Origin of the sequence: Streptomyces sp. NBC_00028 (assembly GCF_045041065.1) — a bacterium.
Classification (GTDB): domain Bacteria; phylum Actinomycetota; class Actinomycetes; order Streptomycetales; family Streptomycetaceae; genus Streptomyces.
Genome location: NZ_CP108293.1, coordinates 665,818 through 686,848 on the forward strand (window position 1 = coordinate 665,818; position 21,031 = coordinate 686,848).

20 protein-coding genes and 2 pseudogenes are annotated in these 21,031 nt (G+C 71.7%); 6 read left to right on the top strand and 16 right to left on the bottom strand.

Features of this window, described 5'->3' with window-relative positions; translation table 11 throughout:
* The first annotated feature begins 3 nt into the window (after positions 1-3).
* The 3 genes from OG885_RS02955 (at position 4) to OG885_RS02965 (ending at position 3,525) form a co-directional block, all read left to right on the top strand.
* Positions 4-1,263, top strand: coding sequence for an acyltransferase family protein (locus OG885_RS02955; protein WP_405725457.1), 1,260 nt, complete (start codon positions 4-6; stop codon positions 1,261-1,263).
* Between the two features lie 124 nt (positions 1,264-1,387).
* A complete protein-coding gene (locus OG885_RS02960) occupies positions 1,388-2,554 on the top strand; it encodes an MFS transporter (protein WP_405742559.1) in 1,167 nt (388 codons plus the stop codon).
* 98 nt (positions 2,555-2,652) lie between these two features.
* A complete protein-coding gene (locus OG885_RS02965; protein WP_405725460.1) occupies positions 2,653-3,525 on the top strand; it encodes a LysR family transcriptional regulator in 873 nt (290 codons plus the stop codon).
* 56 nt (positions 3,526-3,581) lie between these two features.
* Here OG885_RS02965 and OG885_RS02970 read toward each other — a convergent pair whose 3' ends face one another.
* The 11 genes from OG885_RS02970 to OG885_RS03020 form a co-directional block, all read right to left on the bottom strand.
* The gene (locus OG885_RS02970; RefSeq protein WP_405725463.1) at positions 3,582-4,010 is read right to left on the bottom strand and encodes a VOC family protein; all 429 of its coding nucleotides are present in this window, start codon (positions 4,008-4,010) and stop codon (positions 3,582-3,584) included.
* A gap of 260 nt (positions 4,011-4,270) precedes the next feature.
* Complete coding sequence (locus OG885_RS02975) at positions 4,271-4,903, bottom strand: sigma-70 family RNA polymerase sigma factor (RefSeq protein ID WP_405725466.1); 633 nt, start codon at positions 4,901-4,903, stop codon at positions 4,271-4,273.
* Positions 4,904-5,085: 182 nt separating this feature from the next.
* Entirely contained in the window at positions 5,086-5,724 is a 639-nt protein-coding gene (locus OG885_RS02980) for a hypothetical protein (RefSeq protein ID WP_405725469.1), read from the bottom strand.
* Between the two features lie 81 nt (positions 5,725-5,805).
* Positions 5,806-6,318: a copper chaperone PCu(A)C gene (locus tag OG885_RS02985; RefSeq protein ID WP_405725472.1), complete on the bottom strand. Its 513-nt coding sequence runs from the start codon at positions 6,316-6,318 to the stop codon at positions 5,806-5,808.
* Positions 6,315-8,573: a heavy metal translocating P-type ATPase gene (locus OG885_RS02990; RefSeq protein WP_405725475.1), complete on the bottom strand. Its 2,259-nt coding sequence runs from the start codon at positions 8,571-8,573 to the stop codon at positions 6,315-6,317. The genes OG885_RS02985 and OG885_RS02990 overlap by 4 nt, the downstream gene beginning before the upstream one ends.
* A complete protein-coding gene (locus OG885_RS02995; RefSeq protein ID WP_405725478.1) occupies positions 8,570-8,887 on the bottom strand; it encodes a hypothetical protein in 318 nt (105 codons plus the stop codon). Before OG885_RS02995 ends, OG885_RS02990 begins: the two co-directional genes overlap by 4 nt.
* Before the next feature lie 52 nt (positions 8,888-8,939).
* Positions 8,940-9,668 carry a YcnI family protein gene (locus OG885_RS03000; RefSeq protein WP_405725481.1) on the bottom strand — a complete coding sequence of 243 codons (729 nt, stop codon included), beginning with the start codon at positions 9,666-9,668 and terminating at the stop codon, positions 8,940-8,942.
* A gap of 40 nt (positions 9,669-9,708) precedes the next feature.
* Positions 9,709-10,287: a hypothetical protein gene (locus tag OG885_RS03005; protein ID WP_405725484.1), complete on the bottom strand. Its 579-nt coding sequence runs from the start codon at positions 10,285-10,287 to the stop codon at positions 9,709-9,711.
* Between the two features lie 68 nt (positions 10,288-10,355).
* A complete protein-coding gene (locus OG885_RS03010) occupies positions 10,356-11,129 on the bottom strand; it encodes an ABC transporter ATP-binding protein (protein WP_405725487.1) in 774 nt (257 codons plus the stop codon).
* 4 nt (positions 11,130-11,133) lie between these two features.
* Complete coding sequence (locus tag OG885_RS03015) at positions 11,134-12,099, bottom strand: FecCD family ABC transporter permease (RefSeq protein WP_405725490.1); 966 nt, start codon at positions 12,097-12,099, stop codon at positions 11,134-11,136.
* Between the two features lie 56 nt (positions 12,100-12,155).
* Entirely contained in the window at positions 12,156-13,199 is a 1,044-nt protein-coding gene (locus OG885_RS03020; protein WP_405725493.1) for an ABC transporter substrate-binding protein, read from the bottom strand.
* A 144-nt stretch (positions 13,200-13,343) separates the two neighbouring features.
* On the opposite strand from OG885_RS03020, the gene OG885_RS03025 reads away from it, so the two are divergent.
* The gene (locus OG885_RS03025) at positions 13,344-13,910 is read left to right on the top strand and encodes a GNAT family N-acetyltransferase (protein ID WP_405725496.1); all 567 of its coding nucleotides are present in this window, start codon (positions 13,344-13,346) and stop codon (positions 13,908-13,910) included.
* Here the strand turns inward: OG885_RS03025 and OG885_RS03030 are convergent.
* On the bottom strand, positions 13,879-14,793 hold the full coding sequence (locus OG885_RS03030) for an NAD(P)-dependent oxidoreductase (RefSeq protein ID WP_405725499.1): 915 nt from the start codon (positions 14,791-14,793) through the stop codon (positions 13,879-13,881). The genes OG885_RS03025 and OG885_RS03030 overlap by 32 nt on opposite strands.
* A 113-nt stretch (positions 14,794-14,906) precedes the next feature.
* On the opposite strand from OG885_RS03030, the gene OG885_RS03035 reads away from it, so the two are divergent.
* Positions 14,907-15,506, top strand: coding sequence for a TetR/AcrR family transcriptional regulator (locus OG885_RS03035; RefSeq protein ID WP_405725502.1), 600 nt, complete (start codon positions 14,907-14,909; stop codon positions 15,504-15,506).
* 33 nt (positions 15,507-15,539) lie between these two features.
* Here the strand turns inward: OG885_RS03035 and OG885_RS03040 are convergent.
* From OG885_RS03040 to OG885_RS03055, 4 genes and pseudogenes are all read right to left on the bottom strand, one after another.
* Positions 15,540-16,388, bottom strand: a pseudogene (locus tag OG885_RS03040) (alpha/beta hydrolase); the annotation flags it as partial.
* A gap of 102 nt (positions 16,389-16,490) precedes the next feature.
* Positions 16,491-17,714 carry an RNA-guided endonuclease InsQ/TnpB family protein gene (locus OG885_RS03045; protein ID WP_405725505.1) on the bottom strand — a complete coding sequence of 408 codons (1,224 nt, stop codon included), beginning with the start codon at positions 17,712-17,714 and terminating at the stop codon, positions 16,491-16,493.
* Positions 17,715-17,888: 174 nt separating this feature from the next.
* Positions 17,889-18,581: pseudogene (locus OG885_RS03050) on the bottom strand (alpha/beta hydrolase); the annotation flags it as partial.
* A gap of 233 nt (positions 18,582-18,814) precedes the next feature.
* Positions 18,815-19,876, bottom strand: coding sequence for a LacI family DNA-binding transcriptional regulator (locus tag OG885_RS03055; protein ID WP_405725508.1), 1,062 nt, complete (start codon positions 19,874-19,876; stop codon positions 18,815-18,817).
* Positions 19,877-20,103: 227 nt separating this feature from the next.
* On the opposite strand from OG885_RS03055, the gene OG885_RS03060 reads away from it, so the two are divergent.
* Positions 20,104-21,030, top strand: coding sequence for a carbohydrate ABC transporter permease (locus OG885_RS03060; protein ID WP_405725511.1), 927 nt, complete (start codon positions 20,104-20,106; stop codon positions 21,028-21,030).
* Position 21,031: the final 1 nt, after the last annotated feature.

Below are 21,031 nucleotides of genomic sequence, written 5' to 3' on the forward strand. Positions count from 1 at the left end.
CGCATGGAATCCCCTCCCGCCGTCGCCGCACGCCGTCCCGGCACCCACCCGAAGGCAGGTCCGTCACGGTTGGGGTGGCTGGACGCGTTACGCGGCATCGCCGCACTCGTCGTGGTGTTCGACCACTCGTCGTACACGTTCTTGGCCCACTTCCGGGCGGAGTTGATGCCGCAGTTCAACACCAGCCGTTACGGCATCATGGTGTTCTTCCTGGTGAGCGGCTACATCGTGCCCGCGTCGCTGGAACGCCGGGGCTGTGTGCGGACGTTCTGGATCGGGCGACTGTTCCGGGTGTACCCGCTGTGGGCGGCCGTCGTCGTCCTGCTCCTCGCCGCCCACCTCCTGGGCGTCGCGGAGATCCGTGACTTCGGCGCGCGGAGCGTGGTCTCCGTGGTCGTCGCCCATGTCACCATGCTCCAGGAGCTGTTGGGGACACCCAGCCTCCTGCTGGTGCTGTGGACGCTCTCCTACGAGATGTCCTTCTATCTCCTCGTCGTCGCCCTCTTCACGGTCCGCCTTCACCAGCGGTCCGCGGCTACGTCGGTCCTGCTGGCTGTGCTCGCCGCAGTGAGCGTGACGGTCGGCGTGACGGTCCCGCCCTCCGCCCTGACCGGCCTTCTCGGCACCGGACCGCTCATCGCCTCGGTCTCGGTCACCATGGCGGTCGCCGTCGGTTGCGCGAGTTCCGGCTCTCCCTCGCTTCGGCGGTTCGGGGGCGTCCTGGGCGGGGTGTTGGCGCTCGTCCTGGTCGCGTTCAACGGCACGGTCCCGCTGTGGGAGAGCCTGGTGATCCTCGCCGTGATGTTCCTGGGCACCGCGGTCCACCACGCCGAGAACGGTCGGAGCAGTCGGCGCCACGCGGTCGGCTGCGCGGTCGTCGTGGTCGCGTGTGCCGTGGGGAGCGCGTACGGGTACGGCGGCGACGCCCCCTTCGCCCGGCGCGGCTGGATCGTCGCGTTCCTGCTGGCCGTGCTCACCTTCGGCGCCGGGCTGCTGGTGCGCCGCCAGCGCCTGCCGCGGCTGCTGACCGGGCTGGGGGCGATCAGCTACTCGGTCTATCTGGTGCATCCGGTACTGCTGGCGGTCGTCGACGGCACGGTCGGCCGGCGCCGGGACGACGATGCCGTACTCGAAGTGGCGTTCTTCGTCGTGCTGTTGCCCGTGTGTGTGCTGACCCACCGGTACGTCGAGGAGCCGGGCCGGCGCTGGGGCCGACGGTTCGCGCGACCGACGGCGGTGCCCATCTCTGATCGAGATGACTGACATTCCGGATCATCGTCTCCGATGAGGAAGCACTCAGGGGCGGATCGACGCTTATGCCTGCGTGACCACAGCGAAGAAGTTCAAGAAGGCGCACCCGTCCGCGACCGCGCCGGCTCCCCAGGGCGTGTCCGGCCGGTTGGTGGCGCTGCTGGCCGTCGCCTCGGGCATGACGGTCGCCAACCTCTACTACGCCCAGCCCCTGCTGTCCTCGCTGAGCGGGGTGTTCCACACGAGCACGGCCACCGCGGGCGCCCTCGTCACGGTCACCCAGATCGGCTATGTGATCGGCATGCTGTTCCTGGTCCCGCTCGGCGACCGGCTGGAGAAGCGGAACCTGGTCACCGTCCTGCTGACGGTGACGACCCTGGCCCTGGTGGCGGCGGGACTCGCCACGAGCTTCCCCATGCTGCTGATCGCCTCTCTGGTCAGCGGCGCCACCTCGGTCGTCGCGCAGATCCTGGTGCCCTTCGCCGCCGGACTCGCCCCCGACCACGCCCGCGGTCGTGTCGTCGGCCGGGTGATGAGCGGGTTGCTCACCGGCATCCTGCTCTCCCGTACGGTGAGCAGCCTGGTCTCCGACCTCGCCGGCTGGCGTGTCGTCTTCCTCGGCTCCGCCGCGCTGATGGCCGTGCTCGCCGTGGCCCTGCGCGCCGCGCTGCCGCAGCACGCGCCGACCATCACCGTCCCGTACCACCACGTGCTGCGCTCCACCGCCGGGCTGGTGCGCACGCACCCGGTGCTGGTGCGGCGGGGCCTCTACCAGGCGGCGATGTTCGGCGCCTTCAGCGCGTTCTGGACCACCGTGTCCTTCGTCCTGACGGGCCCTCACTTCCACTACTCCCCCGTCGGGGTCGCCGTGTTCGCCCTCGTCGGCGCGGCCGGCGCGGCCATCGCCCCGTTCGCCGGACGGTGGGCCGACCGGGGGCTGGTCCGTCCCATGACCGGCATCGCCTTCGTGGCTGCCGCGCTGGCGTTCGCGGTCGCCGGGTTCGGTGGACACAGCGTCGTCCTGCTCGCCCTGGCCGCGATCGTCGTCGACATGGCCGTACAGACCACGTTGATCCTCGGCCAGCACACCGTCTACCAGCTCGACCCGGCCGCCCGTGCCCGCCTCAACAGCGCCTTCATCGCCCTGTTCTTCGTCGGCGGCGCGGCCGGCTCACAGCTCGGGTCCGTCATGTACCACGCGGGCGGTTGGACCGCCCTGACCGTCCTGGGTGCGGCCCTGCCGCTCGCCGCCCTTCTCTACTGGGCCACCGAACAGCCGCGGAACCCCGAGGCGGGTCGCTGACGGATGCCTCACGACGGGACGCCGCCCGCATACGATGCCGACGAAGATCGGCGACCGTCGCAGCAGCGCCGGTCGGAGCGCTGCCTGACCTGGAGCGGATGATGGATCTGCGGCAGATGGAGGTCGTCGTCGCGGTGGCCGACGCGGGCGGTTTCACGGCGGCGGCCAGGCGACTGAACGTGGTCCAGTCCGCCGTGTCCAGCACGGTCCGCGCCCTGGAGCGCGAGCTGGGCACCGCCTTGTTCGACCGCACCACCCACCGCGTCGCGCTCACCCCGGCCGGCGAGGCGTTCGTGCCCGCCGCGCGCGCGACGCTCCGGGCCGCCGAACAGGCCCGGGAGGCCGTGGACGCCGTGCAGGGGCAGCTCCGGGGGCGGGTGACCGTCGGCACGATGCAGGGTGTCTGGGCGGGGCTCCACCACGCGTTGGCCGCGCTGCGGGCCGAACATCCGGGCGTGGTCGTGCAGTTGCGGCAGGCCGCCGTCGCCGACATCCGGCAGGCGCTGCGCGAGGGGACGGTGGACCTGGCCGTGGTGGCGCTCGACCGCCAGCAGCAGCGTGGGCTCGCCACGCGGCTGCTGGCCCGCGAGGACATGGTGCTGCTGGCGGCGCCCCGGCGGGACCTCTCCGGGGCGACACCCGACGGGCCGGTGCGGCTCGCCGACATCGCCCGGCTGCCCCTGGTCGACTTCACGTCCGGCTGGGCCATTCGCTACGCCGTCGACCGGGCCTTCCGGGCCGCGGGCGTCGACCGCACCACGACCTTCGAGGTGAACGACATCGGCGCGGCGGCCGAACTGGTCCGCAACGACCTGGGCGTGTGCGTCATGCCCCAGTCGATCGCCGACCGCTTCCCCGATCTGCCCCAGTACCGCTTCGATCGCCACGCACCCCACTGGAAGATCATGGTGGTACGGCCCCCCGGCGAGCCGTCTCCGGCGGCCGCCGCGCTGCTGCGCCACATGACCTGACCACGTGCCTCTCGGTCACATGCCCTTGCGGACGCCCGGTTTGGTGCCTTCGCCCTCTAGGGACGGACGTAGGGCCGCGTCATGATCTCCATGTTGTGGCCGTCCGGGTCGTCGAAGTAGGCGCCGCGGCCGCCGAACAGACGGTTGATCCGCCCGGCATCGGTGTGGGCGGGGTCGGCGTAGTACGTCACGCCGACCGCTTCCAGACGGCCGATCATCGCGTCGAACCGGTCCTCGGGCACGAGGAAGGCGTAGTGCTGGGACTGGATCGGCTCGTCCCGCTTCTCGTAGTAGTCGAGCGTGACTCCGTTGCCGAGGTCCACGGGCACGAACGGCCCGAAGGGGGCGCCCACCCGCAGCCCCAGGATCACGGCGAGGAACTCGGCGGACAGGTGCCGGTCGCTCGCGTAGACGGCGGTGTGGTTCAACTGGACACCGGCCGTCGGCGGTTCGGCGTCGTACGGGTACGGCTGGTCAGGGGACATGAAAGGTGAGTCTCCGGTCTTGGGATCCGCTGGAACGGGGCGCCGCCTACGGGCGCCGGGAGCAAAGACACGGAGGAAGGGGCGGGCCTCGTGCCCGCCTCGCGCTCACGCCGAGGCCGGGAACCTCACTCGTGTGTGGCCCAAGGCCGACCCGGCAGTCACCCGACCGACCCTAGTGATCGTCGCCGGCGGGGGCAACGTCATTCGGGGCGGCGCTCCGGCAAGGGACCGCCGCCCCGACATCCGCGTGCGGAAAGGCCTCAGATCGCCGCGAGGACGGCAGTCGACTCCTCCGCCTCGGTCAGCAGTTCCCGCAGGCTCGCCCGGGCGCGGGCCACACGGGAGCGGACCGTGCCGATCGCACAGTCACCGGCCTCGGCGACCTCCGCGTACGGCAGGCCGGCCAGCTGTGTGAGGACGAACGCCTGCCGGCGCTCGGCGGGCAGCGTGGCCAGCAGGTCCAGCAGGGCGATGCCGTCGTCGAAGCCGGGCAGCCCCTGCGGCTGGGCGTGCTCCACGGCCAGTTGCCAGTCCGGTACGTCGGACAGACGCGGCCGGGCGGCGGCGTACCGGTAGCTGTCGATGACGGCCCGGCGGGCGATCGACAGCAGCCACGCGCGCGCCGAGGAGCGCCCTTCGAAGCGGTGCAGGCTGCCGAGCGCCCGCAGGAACGTGTCCTGGGCGAGGTCGTCCACGGCCTGGGGGTCGCCGCACAGATGGGCGACGTAGCGCTGGACGTCCCGCTGGAGCGCGCGCACGAACCGCTCGACGGCGTCCGGGTCACCGCCGCGGGCGGCCAGGGCCCAGGCGGTTATCGACTCGTCGATCGAGGCGGACGTGCCGGTTCTGGCGTCCGTCGCGGTGGGCGAGTCAGGCAGGGCAGAGGTGATCACCTGGTGTCCTTCTCGGGATCCGTGAACCGGACCGGTGCGCGCGAGGGCGCGGGGGCCGGTGAATGGGGAGACGGCCCTACGGCACGCGGGGACGGGCGCACGCCATGACGTGTGCGGAGCCCGCGTGGGCGTACGGCCGAGACCCGAGGCACGCTGGGGCGGCCTCGGGTTGCCCGCTGTCGTCAGCCGACAGCCGGCCCCACCGGAGGACCCCGGGAGGTGATCGCGTGGATGAGAAGGCGCAGGGCCGGGGCCCGGTCCGAGCGCGGGCGCCCGCGACGGACGCGGGGGCGGTCGGCGGGCGTCGGCAGCGCGAGGAGCAGCCGGAGCGGCGCCGCCAGCCGTGCGGCGACGGCGCGCAGGATGCGGAAGGCGGCCTTCTCGCCGTACGCCAGCCACAGGCCGGTCAGGAGCGCGGCGAGCAGGTGGGCGGCGAGCATGCCGTACGACGACGAGCCGACGACGCCGCCACCGCCGCCGTGCATGGGGTGCCCCATGTGCATCGACCCCATGCCCGCGTCCATGCCCATGTCCATGTGCATGCCCATGGCGGTCGACTCGTCCGGTGACGTCTGCGCGAGTGAGAACGCCTGGTGCAGCACCGTCTGTACGACGACCACGGCCGTCACGATCAACGGCAGCCCGCGTTCCCGGCCGGCCAGACCCCAGCCGACGGCACCCGTCCCGCTCACGCCGGCCGCAAGGACCCAGGCGGGCACGTCGGCGCCGGACATCAGGACGTGGCCGAGGGCGGCGAGCAGCACACAGACGGCCGCGAACACCGCGGCCCGTACTGTGCGAGAACACCACCCTGTTGTCATGGCGCCTCATCCTCGCATCCGGGCAGCGGTCGGCAGGCGGGGGTAGGCGAATCCACAGGTGTCACAGCGGGTCGGACGTGTTCAGCCGCCCGGCCGGACGACCAGGGCGAGCGTCTCGATGGCCCCGCTGTGCTCGAAGTGGAGCGTGAACGCGACGAGGTCGCCCGCCCGCCACCCCGCCCGGGGCCGCAGGACGACGTCCACGTCCCGGGGCGACATGGTCAGTTCGCCGCGTGCGGGGACGGGGACCGTGGTCACGGTCTCCCGGGAGGCGGCCGCCTCGCCGGTCATGAGGTGGCGGCTGAGCTCGATGTCGCCCCCGGTCTCGGCGGACGTCACCCGGAGCAGCCGGTCGTCCGCGTCGCCCGTGTTGGCGATGTCGAAGAAGGCCGCGGTCTGTGTCGTGTCGCCGTACGGCAGGAGCACCCGCCCCGGGGAGACGGTGATCCGGGGCGGGCTGCCCGCCTGCCCGGCGGTGACCCAGGTGGTCAGGCATCCGAGGGCGAGGCCGCACGCGGCGACGGGCACGAGCGCGGCGTTCAGGGTGTCGGCGAGGCGGCGCCGGCTCGGGCGCCATGGGTTCTGTGCGGTCATCGGGTGCGCCTCCGGGCGGGCGAGGACGAGGGCGTCGGCTGCCAGGCGCGCAGGCGCAGGCTGTTGACGACGACCAGGACCGAGCTGGCCGACATCGCCGCCGCGGCGACCATGGGGTTCAGCAGACCGACCATGGCGAGCGGGACGGTGACGACGTTGTAGCCGAACGCCCAGACAAGATTGGCGCGGATCGTGCCGAGGGTGCGCCGGGCCAGCCGGACGGCGTCCGCCAGCGCCTCGATGTCGCCGCGTACGAGGGTGACGTCGGCGGCGCCGATGGCCACGTCCGTGCCGGTGCCCATGGCGATGCCGAGGTCGGCGCGGGCGAGGGCGGCGGCGTCGTTCACGCCGTCGCCGATGACCGCGACCCGGTGCCCCCGCGCCTGGAGGCCGCGCACGAGGTCGGCCTTCTCCTCGGGGGTGCAGCGGGCGTACGCCTCGTCGATGCCGAGTGCCTGGGCGACGGCCCGGGCGGGTGCCTCCCGGTCGCCGGTGGCGAGCACGGGTCGTACGCCCAGACGCCGGAGCCGGTCGACGGCCCGGTAGCTGCCGGGGCGTACGACGTCGCCGACCTCGATGAGCGCTTGGGCGACGCCGTCCACGTACACCAGTACCGGCGTGTACGCGGCGCCTTCCATGACTGCCAGGCCGTTCGGCAACTCGTCGTCCGGCGACCGGACTTCGACCAGGCACCCCTCCACCCGCCCCCGCACACCCCGACCGGGCAGCGCACTGAACTCGCCCACTTCGGGGAGCTGTTCACCCGATTCACGCCGGGCGTGCGCGGCGATCGCCCGCCCGACCGGATGCTCCGACCCCTGTTCCACCGCGCCCGCCAGGCGCAGTACGGCGTCCCGACCTGGACCGTCCGGTACGGCGGTGACGCGGGCGACGCTCATATGGCCGGTGGTGAGGGTGCCGGTCTTGTCCAGGACCACGGCATCCAGGTGCTGGAGTCCCTCCAGGGCCTGCGGACCGGTGACGAGAACGCCGAGTTGGGCCCCGCGCCCGGTCGCGGCCATCAGCGCGGTCGGCGTCGCCAGGCCGAGGGCGCACGGGCAGGCCACGACCAGGACGGCCACGCACGCGGTGACGGCCGCCTGCGGAGCGGCCCCGGCGCCGAGCCAGAAGCCGAGCGCGGTGACGGCCAGCGCCAGCACGACCGGCACGAAGACCCCGGCCACCGAGTCGGCCAGTCGCTGCGCCTTCGCCTTGCCCGCCTGGGCCTCGGTCACCAGCCGGGTGATCCGGGCGAGTTGGGTGTCGGCGCCGATCGCGGTGGCCCGTACGAGGAGCAGTCCGCCCGCGTTGACGGCCCCGCCGACGACGGCCGAGCCCGGCCCGACCTCCACCGGTTCGCTCTCGCCGGTGACGAGGGAGACGTCGACCGCCGAACTCCCGTCCGTCACCTGCCCGTCGGTGGCGACCCGTTCGCCGGGCCGCACGACGAAGACCTGTCCCACACCCAAGTCCTCGATGGCGACGAGCCGTTCGGTACCACCCTCTCGTACGGCCACCTCCTTGGCGGCGAGCCGGGCCAGTGAGCGCAGCGCCTCCCCCGTTCCGCGCCGGGCCCGCGCCTCCAGGAAACGTCCGGCCAGCACAAACAGCGGGACACCGACGGCCGCTTCGAGGTAGACGTGTGCGACCCCGTCCTCGGCGGCGGAGGGCACCAGGCTGAACGGCATCCGCATGCCCGGGTCGCCCGCGCCGCCGAGGAACAGCGCGTACACCGACCAGGAGAAGGAGGCGATCACACCGAGCGAGACCAGGGTGTCCATGGTGGCCGCCGAGTGCCGCAGCCCGCGGGCCGCCCGGGTGTGGAAGGGCCAGGCGCCCCACACGGCGACCGGTGCGGCCAGGACGAGGCACAACCACTGCCAGTTGCGGAACTGGAGATCCGGCACCATCGACAGCACGAGCACCGGTAGGGCCAGCAGGGCGGTGATCAGGAGGCGTCGCCGCTCCTCGCAGGTCTCGTCGGGCGCGTCGGCCTCCGCGCGCCGCCGCTGCTTCGGCGGCTCGGGCAGCGCGGCCGTGTAGCCGGCCTTCTCCACCGTCTCGACGAGCTCCCGCGGGCTGATCCCGGCCGGATGGCTGACGCGGGCCCGGCCGGTGGCGAGGTTGACGGTCGCCGTGACGCCGTCCAGCCTGCCGAGCTTCTTCTCGACGCGTCTGACGCAGGCCGCGCAGGTCATGCCGCCGACCGTGAGGTCGGTGGTCACCAGGGCCGTCACGGATCCGGTGCCGCTCACCGGTCCGCCCCGTGTGTGCCGCCGTCCATGTCCATGTCGTCCCCGTCCGCGGCGTCGCCGTTGGTGCCGGTGCCGTGCATGCCGGGCGCCACCGGGCCGGAGGCCGCGCCGACGGCGTACGACACGGTGAACATCAGCGCCAGCAGCAGGAGGAAGCCGCAGAGCGCGGGCGGCGGCGCGAACCTCCGCGGCGCCGCGCCCGCGCCCGGGGCGGAGGGAGAATGCCGGAACTCGTCCATCAACCGCGTCTCCAGATCACAGGTCGTACGGCCTTCGGCCTTGCCGTTCCAGGAGTCGGAGTGACGGGCCGTCAAGTTCCGTGACGCCTATGTGATCCATATCACGCGAGTCGTAGCGGCGTGTGCGTTACTCGGCGCGCGCCCCGGGGGTACGGCCGCGCACGACGGCGAACACCGCTGCCGCGAGCCCGAGTACGCCCACGACGAGCCCGGCGACGCCGAGCCCCCGTGCGGTGGAGTCGCTGCCCGACGCCGTCGACTCGGTGCTCTTCGCGCTCGCCGACGGAGTGACCGCGCTTCCGGCGTCCGCGGTCTTCGCGGCCTTCGCGGTGAGCTTGAGGGCCGGTGCCGGGTTCTCCGGCTCCTCGTCGCCCTGCGCGGCCTCCTCGATCCAGCGGACGGTCTTGCCGTCGGAGTACGTCTGGAGGGTCTTGAAGGTCAGCTGGTCGGTGTCGTCCGGCAGTTGGCCGAAGGCGACGTCGAAGTCCTCGTAGTGCCCGGCCGTGATCTTCCCGCCGGTCCAGGTGATCTCGGAGACGGCGTCGGTGATGCTGCCGTCGTCCGTCTTCACCGGCGTCCTGAGCTTGGTGGTGGTGACCTTGGCGGTCCAGCCGTCCCGCGGCGAGACGAGCACACCGAGGACGGGGTGGTCGGTGGGCAGGAAGACCTGCACCTCGGTGGTGCTCGCGGTGTCCTCCTCGTTGGGGACGCGGAAGGTCAGGACGCCGTCCGTGGCGCCCTTGGCGTAGCTCTCGGGGTGGACGGTGACATGTGCGGAGGCGACGCCCGCGGTGGCGAGGAGGCCGACGGCGGCGAGGGTGAGGACGGCGCCGACACGGCGCGGGGTGGTGGACATGGCTGAGGAGATCTCCGTACTGCGAAAGGGATGTCGGGGTTCAGATGGCGTACGACATCCCGGTCGGCGGTCCTCGCCGACGCACGGCGTACCGCAGCCGCGCGCTCCTCAGCGATCGGCAGGACAGCCGGATCCGCGGTCGGGGCCGGGGCCTCTCCGGCGCTCCTCCGGCCGTCCGCCACCACGCGACGAGCCCCGGCACGAACTCGACCGCCCACCGCAGCAGCGCCCACAGCGCGGCCTCGCCCCGCCGCAGCCACCAGGTGAGGGTGAGCGCCGCTCCGATGTGGACGGCGGTGGCGTGCGGGGTCAGGGCGTGCGAGTGGGCGTGGGCGTGTGTGGTCATCCGCATGCCGTGCAGGGCCATCGCGGAGTGCTGCTGCCGGACGGAATGGAAGGCGACGTGGAGTCCGCCCTGGGCGGCGAGCATCACGGCGCCGATCCCGGTCAGCGAGCGTTCCCGGCCGCCGAGGAGACAGCCGACCGCGAAGACGGGTACGGCCGCGGCGATCTGGAACCGCACCGGCGGTGCCTCGCCCGTGGCCAGTGCGTGGCCCCCGGCGGCGAGCAGCACGCACAGCACCGCGAACACCGCCGCGCGCACGCTCCGGACCGCCACCGACACTCTCATCGCCCCCGATGCTGCCATGCCGCCCGGGAGCCTCCGCGTCCGCCCGTGCCTAGGCGTCATGCGAGCGGCTGCGCCTCGTAGGTGATGCGGATGACACCGTCGGCATGCCGTTCGGTGCGCGCGCGGACGCCGAAGACGTCGGCGAGCAGGTCCGGGGTGAGCACGTCGAGGACCGGGCCCGCCGCCGCCACCGTTCCCTCGTGCAGGACGACCAGGTGGTCGCAGAGGCGGGTGGCGAGGTCGAGGTCGTGCAGGACGGCGAGTGCGGTGACGCCGCTGGCGCGGACCAGGTTGAGCAGTTCGAAGCGGGCGCGGATGTCGAGGTGGTTGGTGAGTTCGTCCAGGACGAGAAGGCCGGGTTGCTGGGCCAACGCGCGGGCCAGCAGGACGCGTTGGCGTTCGCCGCCGGAGAGGGAGGTGTAGTCGCGGTGCGCGAAGGGGCGTACACCGCAGCGGTCGACGGCGTCGGTGACGGCGGCCCGGTCCTCGGTGCCGTCGCGGCCCAGCAGACCGTGGTGCGGGGCACGGCCCAGGGCGACGATCTCGGTGACGGTCAGGCCGGCGGTGCTGCCGCCCCCGTCCTGGAGGACGGCGGCCGTGCGGCGGGCCGCGGCGCGGGCGGACAGGGCCCATACGTCGTCGCCGCCGACCCGGACGACTCCGTCCTGCGGGCGGAGCGAGCGGTAGACGGCGCGCAGCAGGGTGGACTTGCCGCTGCCGTTGGGGCCGACGAGCCCGACGATGTCACCCTGCCGGGCCGTCAGGCTCACCTCGCGCAGGATCGGGACCCGGCCCAGGGTGAGGTGGAGGTGGTCGACGGTGAGATTCATGACATCAGTCCATGCCCTTGTCGCGGCGCAGGAGCCAGAGGAAGAAGGGGGCGCCGAGCAGCGCGGTGAGGATGCCCAGGGGCAGTTCGGCGGGGCGGGTGAGGGTGCGGGAGAGCAGGTCGACGAGGACCAGGTAGACGGCGCCCAGCAGCGCCGTCAGGGGCAGCAGCCGGCGGTGGTCGGCGCCGGTCGTCAGCCGCACGAGGTGCGGGATCATCAGGCCCACGAAGCCGATGCCGCCCGCGACGGCGATGACGGTGCCGGTCAGCAGCGCGCTGAGGACCAGCAGGACCCCGCGCAGCCGGCTGACGTCGACGCCGAGCGCGGTGGCCGACTCGTCACCGGCCAGCAGCACGTTGAGCCTGCGGCCGAACAGGGACAGCAGCACGGTGGTCGCCACCACCACGGCGGTGACCGTGGGCAGTTGGTCCCACTGGGCGCCCGCCACGCTGCCCAGCATCCAGAACATGACGGCCCGCAGTTCGGTCGGGGTCGCTCGCAGCTGGACGAAGCTGGTCGCGGAGAGGAGGACGTAGCCGACGGCGACCCCGGCCAGCACCAGTCGGGTGGGCGCGAGTCTCCCCCGGCGCTGTCCGAGGGCGAAGACCAGCGCACCCGCCACCATCGCACCGGCGAAGGCCGCCGCCGGCACGCCGAGCCCGGCGAGGGCGGTGCCGCCACCGAGGGTGATGACGAGGACCGCGCCGAGCGTGGCGCCGTAGGAGAAGCCCAGCACCGTGGGATCGGCGAGAGGGTTGGAGACCACGGTCTGCAGGACGGCGCCGGTGACGGCCAGGCCCGCGCCGACCAGGGCCGCCAGGACCACCCGCGGGGTGCGGAAGTTCCAGACGATCTGGTCGAGCGCGGGGTCGGACGGTGCCGCTCCCGCGCCGGTCAGGTGATGCAGGACGATCGACCACACCTCACCGAGCGGGACGTTGACCGCGCCGACGCTGATCGCCACGATCATGGTGGCCGCCAGGGCGATGGGCAGGACCGCGAAGGCCAGCGGGACGGTGAGCCCGCTCAGAACACGTCGGGGTGGAGCGTCCTGGCGATCTTCCGCACGGCCAGGTCGTTGCTGGGGCCGAGGTACATCGAGTCGGACAGCGTCACGTACGTGTGGTTCCTGGCGGCCGGCCACTGGGGGAACTCCTTGAGCAGCTTCTCGGCGTAGGCCGCCGGGTTCGGGTCGTTGTAGGCGATGACGACGACTGCGTCGACGTCGGTGGCGGCCACCTTCTCCTTGCTCAGGTCGGCGAAGGTGGTCCTGGAGGCGTCCGCGAAGGCGTTGACGGCGCCGGCCTTGGCGAGGATGTCGTTGACGATGCCGTTGGAGACGACCGAGCTGAACTCGTTGGCGCCCATGGTCATGTGGGAGAACAGCACCATGACCTTGGGCCGGTGCTGCCCCTCGACCTTCTCGGCGACGGTCGCGATGTTCTTCTCGGAGGCGGCGATCAGCTTCTCCGCCCTGTCACCGACGTTGAAGATCCTTCCCATGTCGCGCAGCAGCCGGTAGCTGTCGGCGAGCGTCATCCTGGAGGGCTCGGCGTCGCAACCCTGAGGGGAGACATAGCTGTTGGCGCCGATGTCCCTCAACTGCCCGCGGGTGGCGAAGCCGTTCTTCTGGTCGAAGCCGTACGAGGTGAGGGACAGGACGAGATCGGGGCGCAGGCCGAACATGGCCTCGCGGGGGATGTCGTAGGCGTCGTTGAGCTTGACGTCACCGGTGGGCAGGGCCTTGACGGCGGCGGCGCGGCCGGGGACCTCGGACATGCCGTAGCCCTGCTGGTTGGCGATGATCCGGTCCTGGAGACCGAGGGCGAGGAGCGTGGAGACCTCGGCGACCGAGGCTCCGTTCATGACGACGACCCGGCTGGGGGCCTTCTCGAAGGTCTCCTCATGTCCGCAGTTGTCGAGGGTGACCGGGTAGCCGGCCTTCGACGCCGCGGCCTCCCTGTCCTGACCGTCGCTCTCGTCGCCCTGCCCCGACGAGCCGCCACACGCTGACACGAGCAGGCAGAGGGCTACGGCCAGAGCGGTGGCGACCGGCCGGTTGATCGGCATACGGGCTCCTTGCGTTCGGGGTGTCGTGCCCGGGTGGTGGAGGGTTCTGTCGCAGTAGTCGGGGCGAGACGGCAGAGAGTTCCCCTCGGCTGCGGATCGGCGGGGCGTTGAACCGGGCGGCCCGCCTCCGGCACGATCCACTCCGTGGACGCCTACCTCGACACCGAACGCCTGACGCTGCGCCGCTTCACCGCCGACGACGCGGAGCTGCTGATCGAGTTGGACAGTGACGCGGCGGTGATGCGCTATCTGACCGGGGGCACGCCGACCGCTCCGGAACTGGTTCGCCAACACCATCTGCCGAAGATCCTCGCCGGCTACGAGAGTTGGGGCGGACGACTCGGGCTGTTCGCCGCGCACGAGAGGGAAGGTGGCGCGTTCATCGGCTGGTTCTGTCTGCGTCCGGGACCGCGGGGCCCGCTGGACGAGGCCGAACTCGGCTACCGGCTGCGGCGGTCGGCCTGGGGCAGGGGCTATGCCACCGAGTGCTCAAGGGCGTTGCTGGCCAAGGCGTTCACCGAACTCGGTGTGCGCAGGGTCTGGGCCGAGACGATGGCCGTGAACCGCGGTTCGCGCAACGTCATGGAGAAGCTCGGGATGACCTTCACCGACGCCACCCCCACCCCCTCCGGCATGGAGCCGGCCGAGGGCTCCGAGCACGGGGGCGTGCGCTACGAGATCACGAAAGAGCAGTGGGAGCGGCACCGGTAGACACGGGGTCACCGTCGGTCCGGGCCTCGATCGCCCGCAGTACGGCCACCATGTCCTCGCCGCCGTGCCCCCGCGCCACGGTCTCGCCGAAGAGGGCGTGACAGACGTCGAGGAGCGGGGAGGCCAGCTTCGTCCTGCGGGCGGCCTCGGCGATCAGCCGGTTGTTCTTCAGCACGTCCACGGCGCCCGCCTGGACCCCGAAGTCACGGTCCACCAGCTTGGCGCCCTTCACTCGGGAGACGGCGCTGGCCATGGGGCCGGCGTCCAGGACGTCCCGGAGCAGCCGCTGGTCGAGGCCGTGCCGGTCGGCGAAGTGGAACGCCTCGGTCAGCCCGGTGACCAGGGTGATCAGGAAGAGGTTCACCGAGAACTTCATGAGCAGGGCGCCCGGTACCGGCCCGCAGTCGAACGTCTCGCGGCACAGCGGCGCGAGCAGCGGCCGCACGGCCTCCACCACGTCCCGCTCCCCCGCGAGCATCCCGACCAACTCCCCCTGTTCCGCCGGGACTCGGGAGCCGGAGACCGGGGCCTCGACGTATCGTCCGCCCGCGGCACGGACGGCCTGCGCCAGGTCCGCCGAGTACTCGGCGGAGGTGGTGCCCATGTGGACGAGGGTGCGGTCGGTGACACGCGCGGTGAAGGCCGCGGTGCCGCGGCAGAGGACCTCGTCCATGGCGTCCTCGTCGGACAGCATGAGGATCACGGTCCGCGCCCGCGCGAAGACCTCGGCACTGGTGGCCACGACGTCCGCTCCGGCGGCGCGCACGGGGTCGCACCGGCCCTGCGTGCGGTTCCAGACGACGAGGGGTGTCCCCGCGCGGGCGAGGTTGAGGGCCATGGGCTGCCCCATGACACCGAGGCCGACGAAACCGACGTGCACCATGCGCCACACCACCCGTCGCCCAGCATCGACTATGACAGCGGTCATAGTAGCCGACGCCTTATGACCGTGGTCATAAGATGGCGTGCGCAAGCTTCGACTGAGTGGAGGCCGGTATGGCGGAACGAGGGCCGCGGGAGCGGATGGTCTTCAGCGCGGCCCAGCTCATCCGGCGCGACGGCGTCGCCGCCACCGGTATGCGTGAGGTCGCCGCCCACGCCGAGGCGCCGCGCGGATCGCTCCAGCACTACTTTCCGGGCGGCAAGGAACAGCTCGTCAACGAGGCGGTCGGCTGGGCGGGCCGGTACGCGGGCAACCGTGTCGCCCGCTTCCTCGCCGCGCTGCCGGAGCCGACGCCCAGTGGGCTGTTCGCCGAGATGGTCCGCCAGTGGACCGACGAGTACACCCGCGCCGGCTTCGCGGGCGGCTGCCCCGTGGCCGCCGCCACCGTGGACTGCGCCGAATCCACCGAATCCACCCGGGAGGCGGCCGCCGCCGCGTTCGCCGGCTGGACCCGGCCGGTGGCACGGGCCCTCGCCGACATGGGCGTACCCGAGGAACGGACCGGCGCGCTGGCCACCCTCATGATCAGCGCCCTGGAAGGGGCGATCCTCATGGCCCGGGCCGAACAGGACGTACGCGCCCTGACGACCGTGGCCCGCGAACTGGGCCCGCTGCTCGACGCGGCGGTGCGGGCGGGTGAAGGGCGCCCCTGACGGGCCGGGCCGACGACCGGACAGTCGCCTTCATCATCTGCAGGTGATGTCCGAGGCCGGGAGTCGGCCGGTGGCGAGGTAAGCGTTGACCGTGGTGTCGACGCACGGCGCGCCGTAGACGCCGTACACCGCGTGCTGGTCAGCGCCCCGCAGGGTGAGCAGGCGGGAGGAGGGCCAGGCCCGGCGTACCGCGGTGGCACCCTCGTAGGTGGTGCGCGGGTCCCCGGTGGCGTTGACGAGCAGGGCGGGCAGGTCGTCCCGGACGGTGGTCGGGCGTTCGCGGGGCGGGTCCCAGAAGGCGCAGGGGTTCAGGTTGTTGGTGACGGGGCCGAACAACGTGTCGCGCGCGCGGGCGTGTTGGACGTCGCGCCAGTAGACCTCCGGATCCCGCGGGGCGGCGATGTCACCGCAGACGATCGCCATCTGCACGCTGCCGTAAGGCGAGTCGGCCCCGGTCAGCATGAACCCGAGAACCTCGGCGAGCCACGGGGACGGGTCCACCCGGTGTCCGCCCGCCGCGCGCAGCAGGTCCCGCACGCCCTGCGCGAAATCGCCGTAGGCGGTGTCGTTGTCCTGTGAGAGGCCGTTGAAGACGACCAGGGGAACGCCGTGTGCGTCCACCCGGTGGTCGCCGATCCGCAGGGGTGTGCGGGCGGCGGCCGACTGGACCCGGTCCACGGCCGCCAGCACCGCCGCGCGCGTGCGGCCGAGGCCGTACGTCGTGTCGTGGGCGGCGGTCCACGCGGCCCAGTCCCTCAGGGCGTGGCGGTTGGCCTTCTCGGTACCCCGCAACAGGCGGGGGCCGTAGCGGTCCGGGGCGATGACCCCGTCCAGGACGACCCGGTCGACGCGGGCCGGGAACATCGTCGTGTACACCTCGCCCCCACCCCAGGCCCTGCCCCCACAGGTAACTACCGTACGATTGACATGCTCGTCGCCCTGAAGGGCGAGGATTCTGGCCTTCCCCGACTGGAGACTGTGCCGCTACGCGGCACAGTCTCCAGTCGGGATTCCGTGGCTTCCTGTTTCTTCGCGCTGTGCCGGGATTGCTCCTGGTCTTACCGGCGCTCCGCAGGCTGATACCGCCAGTCCGGCGGCCGTCTTCACGTTGATCGCGGCGTTGATGTCCCGGTCGTGGACAGTGCCGCAGGCGCTACAGCTCCATTCCCGGACGTTCAGGGGTTTCGGGCCGTCCTTGACGCCGCAGGTAGAACAGGTCTGGGAGGTCGGTTCGAACCGGCCGATCTTCACCAGGGTGCGGCCGTACCGTTCCGCTTTGTACTCCAGCATGCTGATGAACGATGACCAGCCGGCGTCATGCACGGACTTGGCCAGCCTGGTGCGGGCCAGAGCCTTCACCGCCAGGTCCTCCACGGCGATCCCTTGGTTCTCGGAGATCAATTTCGTGGAGAGCTGGTGATGGAACTCACGGCGTGCGTCAGCAACCTTGGCGTGGGCCCGGGCGACCTTCAGGCGGGCCTTGGCCCGGTTCTTTGATCCCTTCTGCTTGCGGGACAGCTCCCGCTGGGCTTTCTTCAGCTTCTTCTCCGCGCGCCGCAAAAACCGCGGCGAGTCGATCTTCGTGCCGTCGGAGAGCACCGCGAAGTGAGTGAGGCCGAGATCGATGCCGATGGTGCGGTTGGTTTCGGGCATCCGGGTGGCGTCTGCGGCGGGGTCGGTGTCGATAACGAAGGAGGCGAAATACCTGCCGGACGCGTCTTTGACGACGGTGACGGAGGTGGGGACGGCGGGCAGGGTGCGGGACCATTTCACCTTCACTGCGCCGATCTTCGGCAGGTTCAGACGGCCGCTTCCGGTGATGGTCCAGCGGGCGTTGGCGGTGAACCGGATCGACTGCCGGGCGTCCTTACGGGATTTGAAACGCGGTGCGCCGAGTTTCGGGCCCTTGCGGGTGCCTTTGAGGGAGGCGAAGAAGTTGCGGTAGGCGGTCTCGGCGTCCCGCAGGGACTGCTGGAGGACGACAGCGGAGACCCCACCCAGCCAGGCTCGCTCCGGCGTCCGTTTCGCTTCCGTGATCAGGCGTGTGGACAGCTGACCGGCCGTCGGGAACGGCTGCCCGGCCCCACGGGCGTCCTCACGGGCACGCACGGCGTCGTTGAACACGACGCGCGCACACCCGAACGCCCTGGCCAGCGCGGCCTGCTGAGCGGCATCGGGGTACAACCTGAAGGCGTACCGGAGCTGCATGACGATCACACTAGGTACGTCGAACCCATGTCGCCACCGGGAACATGTGAACGATCCGTCACCGTCACGAGCGTGGTCCGGCTTCGCCGGAATACCACCACGATGCTCCGCGTCGCACCTAGAGGATTCGCTTCACCTCCGGCCTGAAGGCCGGAGCACTGCGAATAGATCCCGGTAACCCAGGTAGGAGATCCGCCGCTCACCGAGGGCGGCACGGATCACGTCCAGGTCCCGTACGGTGTTGCGGGTGGTGGCGTACGGCAGCACGTCCCCCGCGTGCCGCCGGCAGCGCTCGGCGAGGTCCGCGGAGAACGCCGCCACGCGGTCGAAGCCGGCCCGGTCGACGCCCGCGCCGCGGAACGCGGAGCCGGTCGGCCAGTGGCAGTCCAGCGGGGTGCTGCGGCCGACGAAGCGGGGGTCCACGCCCACCACGTCGTAGCGCGCCCCGACGTCCTTCATCGCCTGGCGCACCCACGGCGGGTCACCGAGCGTCTGCCCGCCGGGGCCGCCGCCGTTGAGCAGCAGGGGGCCGACGCGGTGGGCGGCGTCGGTGGCCCGGATCCGGGAGATCGCGACGGTGATCGTGCGGCCGTCGGGGCTGGCGTAGTCCAACGGCACGGTCACGTCGGCGCATTGGGCGCCCGCCTGCTCCAGCTCCTTGCCGGTCGCGTCGTCCGGGCCGAGTACACAGCTCGTCCAGTCGAGGCGCTGGTGGTGGTAGCGGGCGAGCGGGTCGGCGGCGAGCGCCTGGGCCGGGAGGGCCGTGGCGGGCAGCGCGGTGAGGGCGAGAGCGGTGGCGGCCAGGCCAAGGACCGCCTTCCTCGTCGTACGCGAAACGCCCTGCGGCGAGCGTATTGAACGGATCACTGGTGTTCCCCTTCGGAAAGCCGCTGTGGGCAGCGGGCGGTCCGTACGCCTAGACGCTATGGAGGCGCGGCGGCGGGGTCACTCTGGCTGGCAGCCGGTTCGTGAGTGGGGGCAGCCCCAGCGGGGAACAGGGGGCGTGCCCCAGGGCCGGGGCCCCAACTCGGCTGTCATCCCTGCCTCGTTGAGGCCGCCCTTGGCTGCCCGCCGAGGCGGCGGGCCCCTCCGGCCGGTGCTCAGTGCGTTCTCGGCGCCGCCGTGCTCGCGCGGACGATGAGGCGGGTCGGCACGAGTGTCGTGCCGTGCGGTGCGGCGTCGTGGCGCATCTTGCGCAGCACCGCCTGTACGCAGAGCCGGCCGACCTCGGCGAAGTCCTGGTGGACGGTCGTCAGGGGCGGCTGGAAGGACGACGCCTCGGCGATGTCGTCGAAGCCGATGACGCTGACGTCCTCGGGGACCCGGCGGCCACGCTCGTGAAGGGCGCGCAGCAGGCCCAGGGCCATCTGGTCGTTGGCCGTGAAGACCGCCGTGCACTCCTCGCGCGCGGCCAGCTCCAGGCCTGCCCGGTAGCCGGACTCCGCCGACCAGTCGCCCCGCACCAGCGGCGGCACCGGTCGGCCCGCCTCGGCGAGCGTGGCCTGCCAGGCGTCGGTGCGGCGCTGGGCGGCGTAGGAGTCCTCGGGGCCGGCGAGGTGCCAGACCGTCTCGTGGCCGAGGCCGAGGAGATGCTCGACGGCGGTGCGGGTGCCGCCCGCCTGGTCGGTGTCGACGACCGTATACCGCTCGCCGGCGTCGGAGTCGGCGACGACCACCTGGACGTGGGGCGGGATGTTGATGGTGGCCGCGTCCAGGAGGTGCACCTCCATGATGACGATCACCGCGTCGACGGCGAGTTCCTCAAGGCGGGAGAAGGCGCCGCGGACCTCGTCCTGGGTGGGGACGGTGGCCTGCAACAGGGTCACCGCGTACCCCTCGGCGGCCGCCGCGGTCGCGATCGCCTCCAGGGTGCGGACGTTGCCGGTGGTGGAGAGGGAGAAGGTGATCACGCCGAGGGTGCGGAACTCGCCGCGTTTCAGGGCGCGGGCGGCGCTGTTGGGGCGGTAGCCCAGCTCCCGCATGGCGGCGAGGACCTGCTGCCGGGTCTCCTCGTTGACGCCCGCATAGCCGTTCGACACGCGGGAGACGGTCTGGGAGGACACCCCGGCCAGCCGTGCCACGTCGGCCATCGAGACCGAGGGAGCGCCCACTCGACGGCCCCGGCGCGGCGCCTGCGGCAGCGAGCTGTGCGTCGCGTCCATTTTCAACCCCCTGCCTCTCCTTGCATCGCTTTGATCACGATCCTCCAGGGGGACCCTTGACCTCTGTCAGCGGAGGAGTGTAGACATGCCGCCATCGGATGTTTACGTAAACATAACAGCTCAAGCCGCTTTTCCGCTGATCGATGTTTGCGTAAACATCACGGCCGCACCGCACGGGAGACCACCGCGGCGCGCGGGTTCCATGAGTGAACGAGCGAGGAACGATCATGACAACGCTGCAACCGCCGGCCGCCGCCGAGCCGCGCCCGGCACCGCCTCCGGCGAAACGGGACCGACGCTCCTGGACCGGGTGGGGGTTCATCGGCCCGTTCGTGGCGGTCTTCGCACTGGTCTTCCTCGCGCCCATCGCGTACTCGATCTACCTGAGCCTCTTCCGCGACCAGCTCATCGGCGGCAACCAGTTCGTCGGCCTGGACAACTACACCCAGGCGCTCAAGGACGACCAGTTCTGGCAGGCCGTCGGCCGGGTGGCGCTCTTCCTGGCGGTCCAGGTGCCGATCATGCTGGGCATCGCCCTGCTGGTGGCGCTGGCGCTGGACAGCGGCCGGCTCTACGGCAAGAGCTTCTTCCGGATCACGATCTTCCTGCCGTACGCCGTGCCCGCCGTCGTCGCCACCCTGATGTGGGGCTTCATGTACGGCACCAAGTACGGCCTGGTCGGCGACATCAACGAGGCGTTCGGCACCTCGCTGCCCGACCTGCTCTCCCCCGACTGGGTGCTCGCCTCCATCGGCAACATCGTGACCTGGGAGTTCGTCGGCTACAACATGCTGATCTTCTACTCGGCCCTGCGCGTCATCCCGACCTCGCTGTACGAGGCCGCGGAGATCGACGGCGCCGGTCAGTGGCGGATCATCAGCTCGATCAAGCTGCCCGCGATCCGGGGCGCGATCGTCATCGCCACGATCTTCTCGATCATCGGCAGCTTCCAGCTCTTCAACGAGCCGAACATCCTGCGCCCGCTGGCCCGCAACGCCATCACCACCGACTACACGCCGAACTTCTACACGTACTCGCTGTCCTTCAACGGCCAGCAGCACAACTACTCCGCGACGGTGGCCATCATCATGGGCGTCCTCACGATGATCGTCGCCTACGCCGTCCAGCTGCGCGGCATGCGCAAGGGAGCGTGAC

Coding starts and splice junctions, on each gene's coding strand:
- OG885_RS02965 (WP_405725460.1), top strand. CDS start 2,653: ATGATGGATCTGCGGCAGATGGAGGTCGTCGTCGCGGTGGCCGACGCG.
- OG885_RS03045 (WP_405725505.1), bottom strand. CDS start 17,714: ATGCAGCTCCGGTACGCCTTCAGGTTGTACCCCGATGCCGCTCAGCAG.
- OG885_RS03000 (WP_405725481.1), bottom strand. CDS start 9,668: ATGTCCACCACCCCGCGCCGTGTCGGCGCCGTCCTCACCCTCGCCGCC.
- OG885_RS02980 (WP_405725469.1), bottom strand. CDS start 5,724: ATGACAACAGGGTGGTGTTCTCGCACAGTACGGGCCGCGGTGTTCGCG.
- OG885_RS03035 (WP_405725502.1), top strand. CDS start 14,907: ATGGCGGAACGAGGGCCGCGGGAGCGGATGGTCTTCAGCGCGGCCCAG.
- OG885_RS02955 (WP_405725457.1), top strand. CDS start 4: ATGGAATCCCCTCCCGCCGTCGCCGCACGCCGTCCCGGCACCCACCCG.
- OG885_RS03010 (WP_405725487.1), bottom strand. CDS start 11,129: ATGAATCTCACCGTCGACCACCTCCACCTCACCCTGGGCCGGGTCCCG.
- OG885_RS03020 (WP_405725493.1), bottom strand. CDS start 13,199: ATGCCGATCAACCGGCCGGTCGCCACCGCTCTGGCCGTAGCCCTCTGC.
- OG885_RS03060 (WP_405725511.1), top strand. CDS start 20,104: ATGACAACGCTGCAACCGCCGGCCGCCGCCGAGCCGCGCCCGGCACCG.
- OG885_RS03030 (WP_405725499.1), bottom strand. CDS start 14,793: ATGGTGCACGTCGGTTTCGTCGGCCTCGGTGTCATGGGGCAGCCCATG.
- OG885_RS03015 (WP_405725490.1), bottom strand. CDS start 12,099: ATGATCGTGGCGATCAGCGTCGGCGCGGTCAACGTCCCGCTCGGTGAG.
- OG885_RS03055 (WP_405725508.1), bottom strand. CDS start 19,876: ATGGACGCGACGCACAGCTCGCTGCCGCAGGCGCCGCGCCGGGGCCGT.
- OG885_RS02985 (WP_405725472.1), bottom strand. CDS start 6,318: ATGACCGCACAGAACCCATGGCGCCCGAGCCGGCGCCGCCTCGCCGAC.
- OG885_RS02970 (WP_405725463.1), bottom strand. CDS start 4,010: ATGTCCCCTGACCAGCCGTACCCGTACGACGCCGAACCGCCGACGGCC.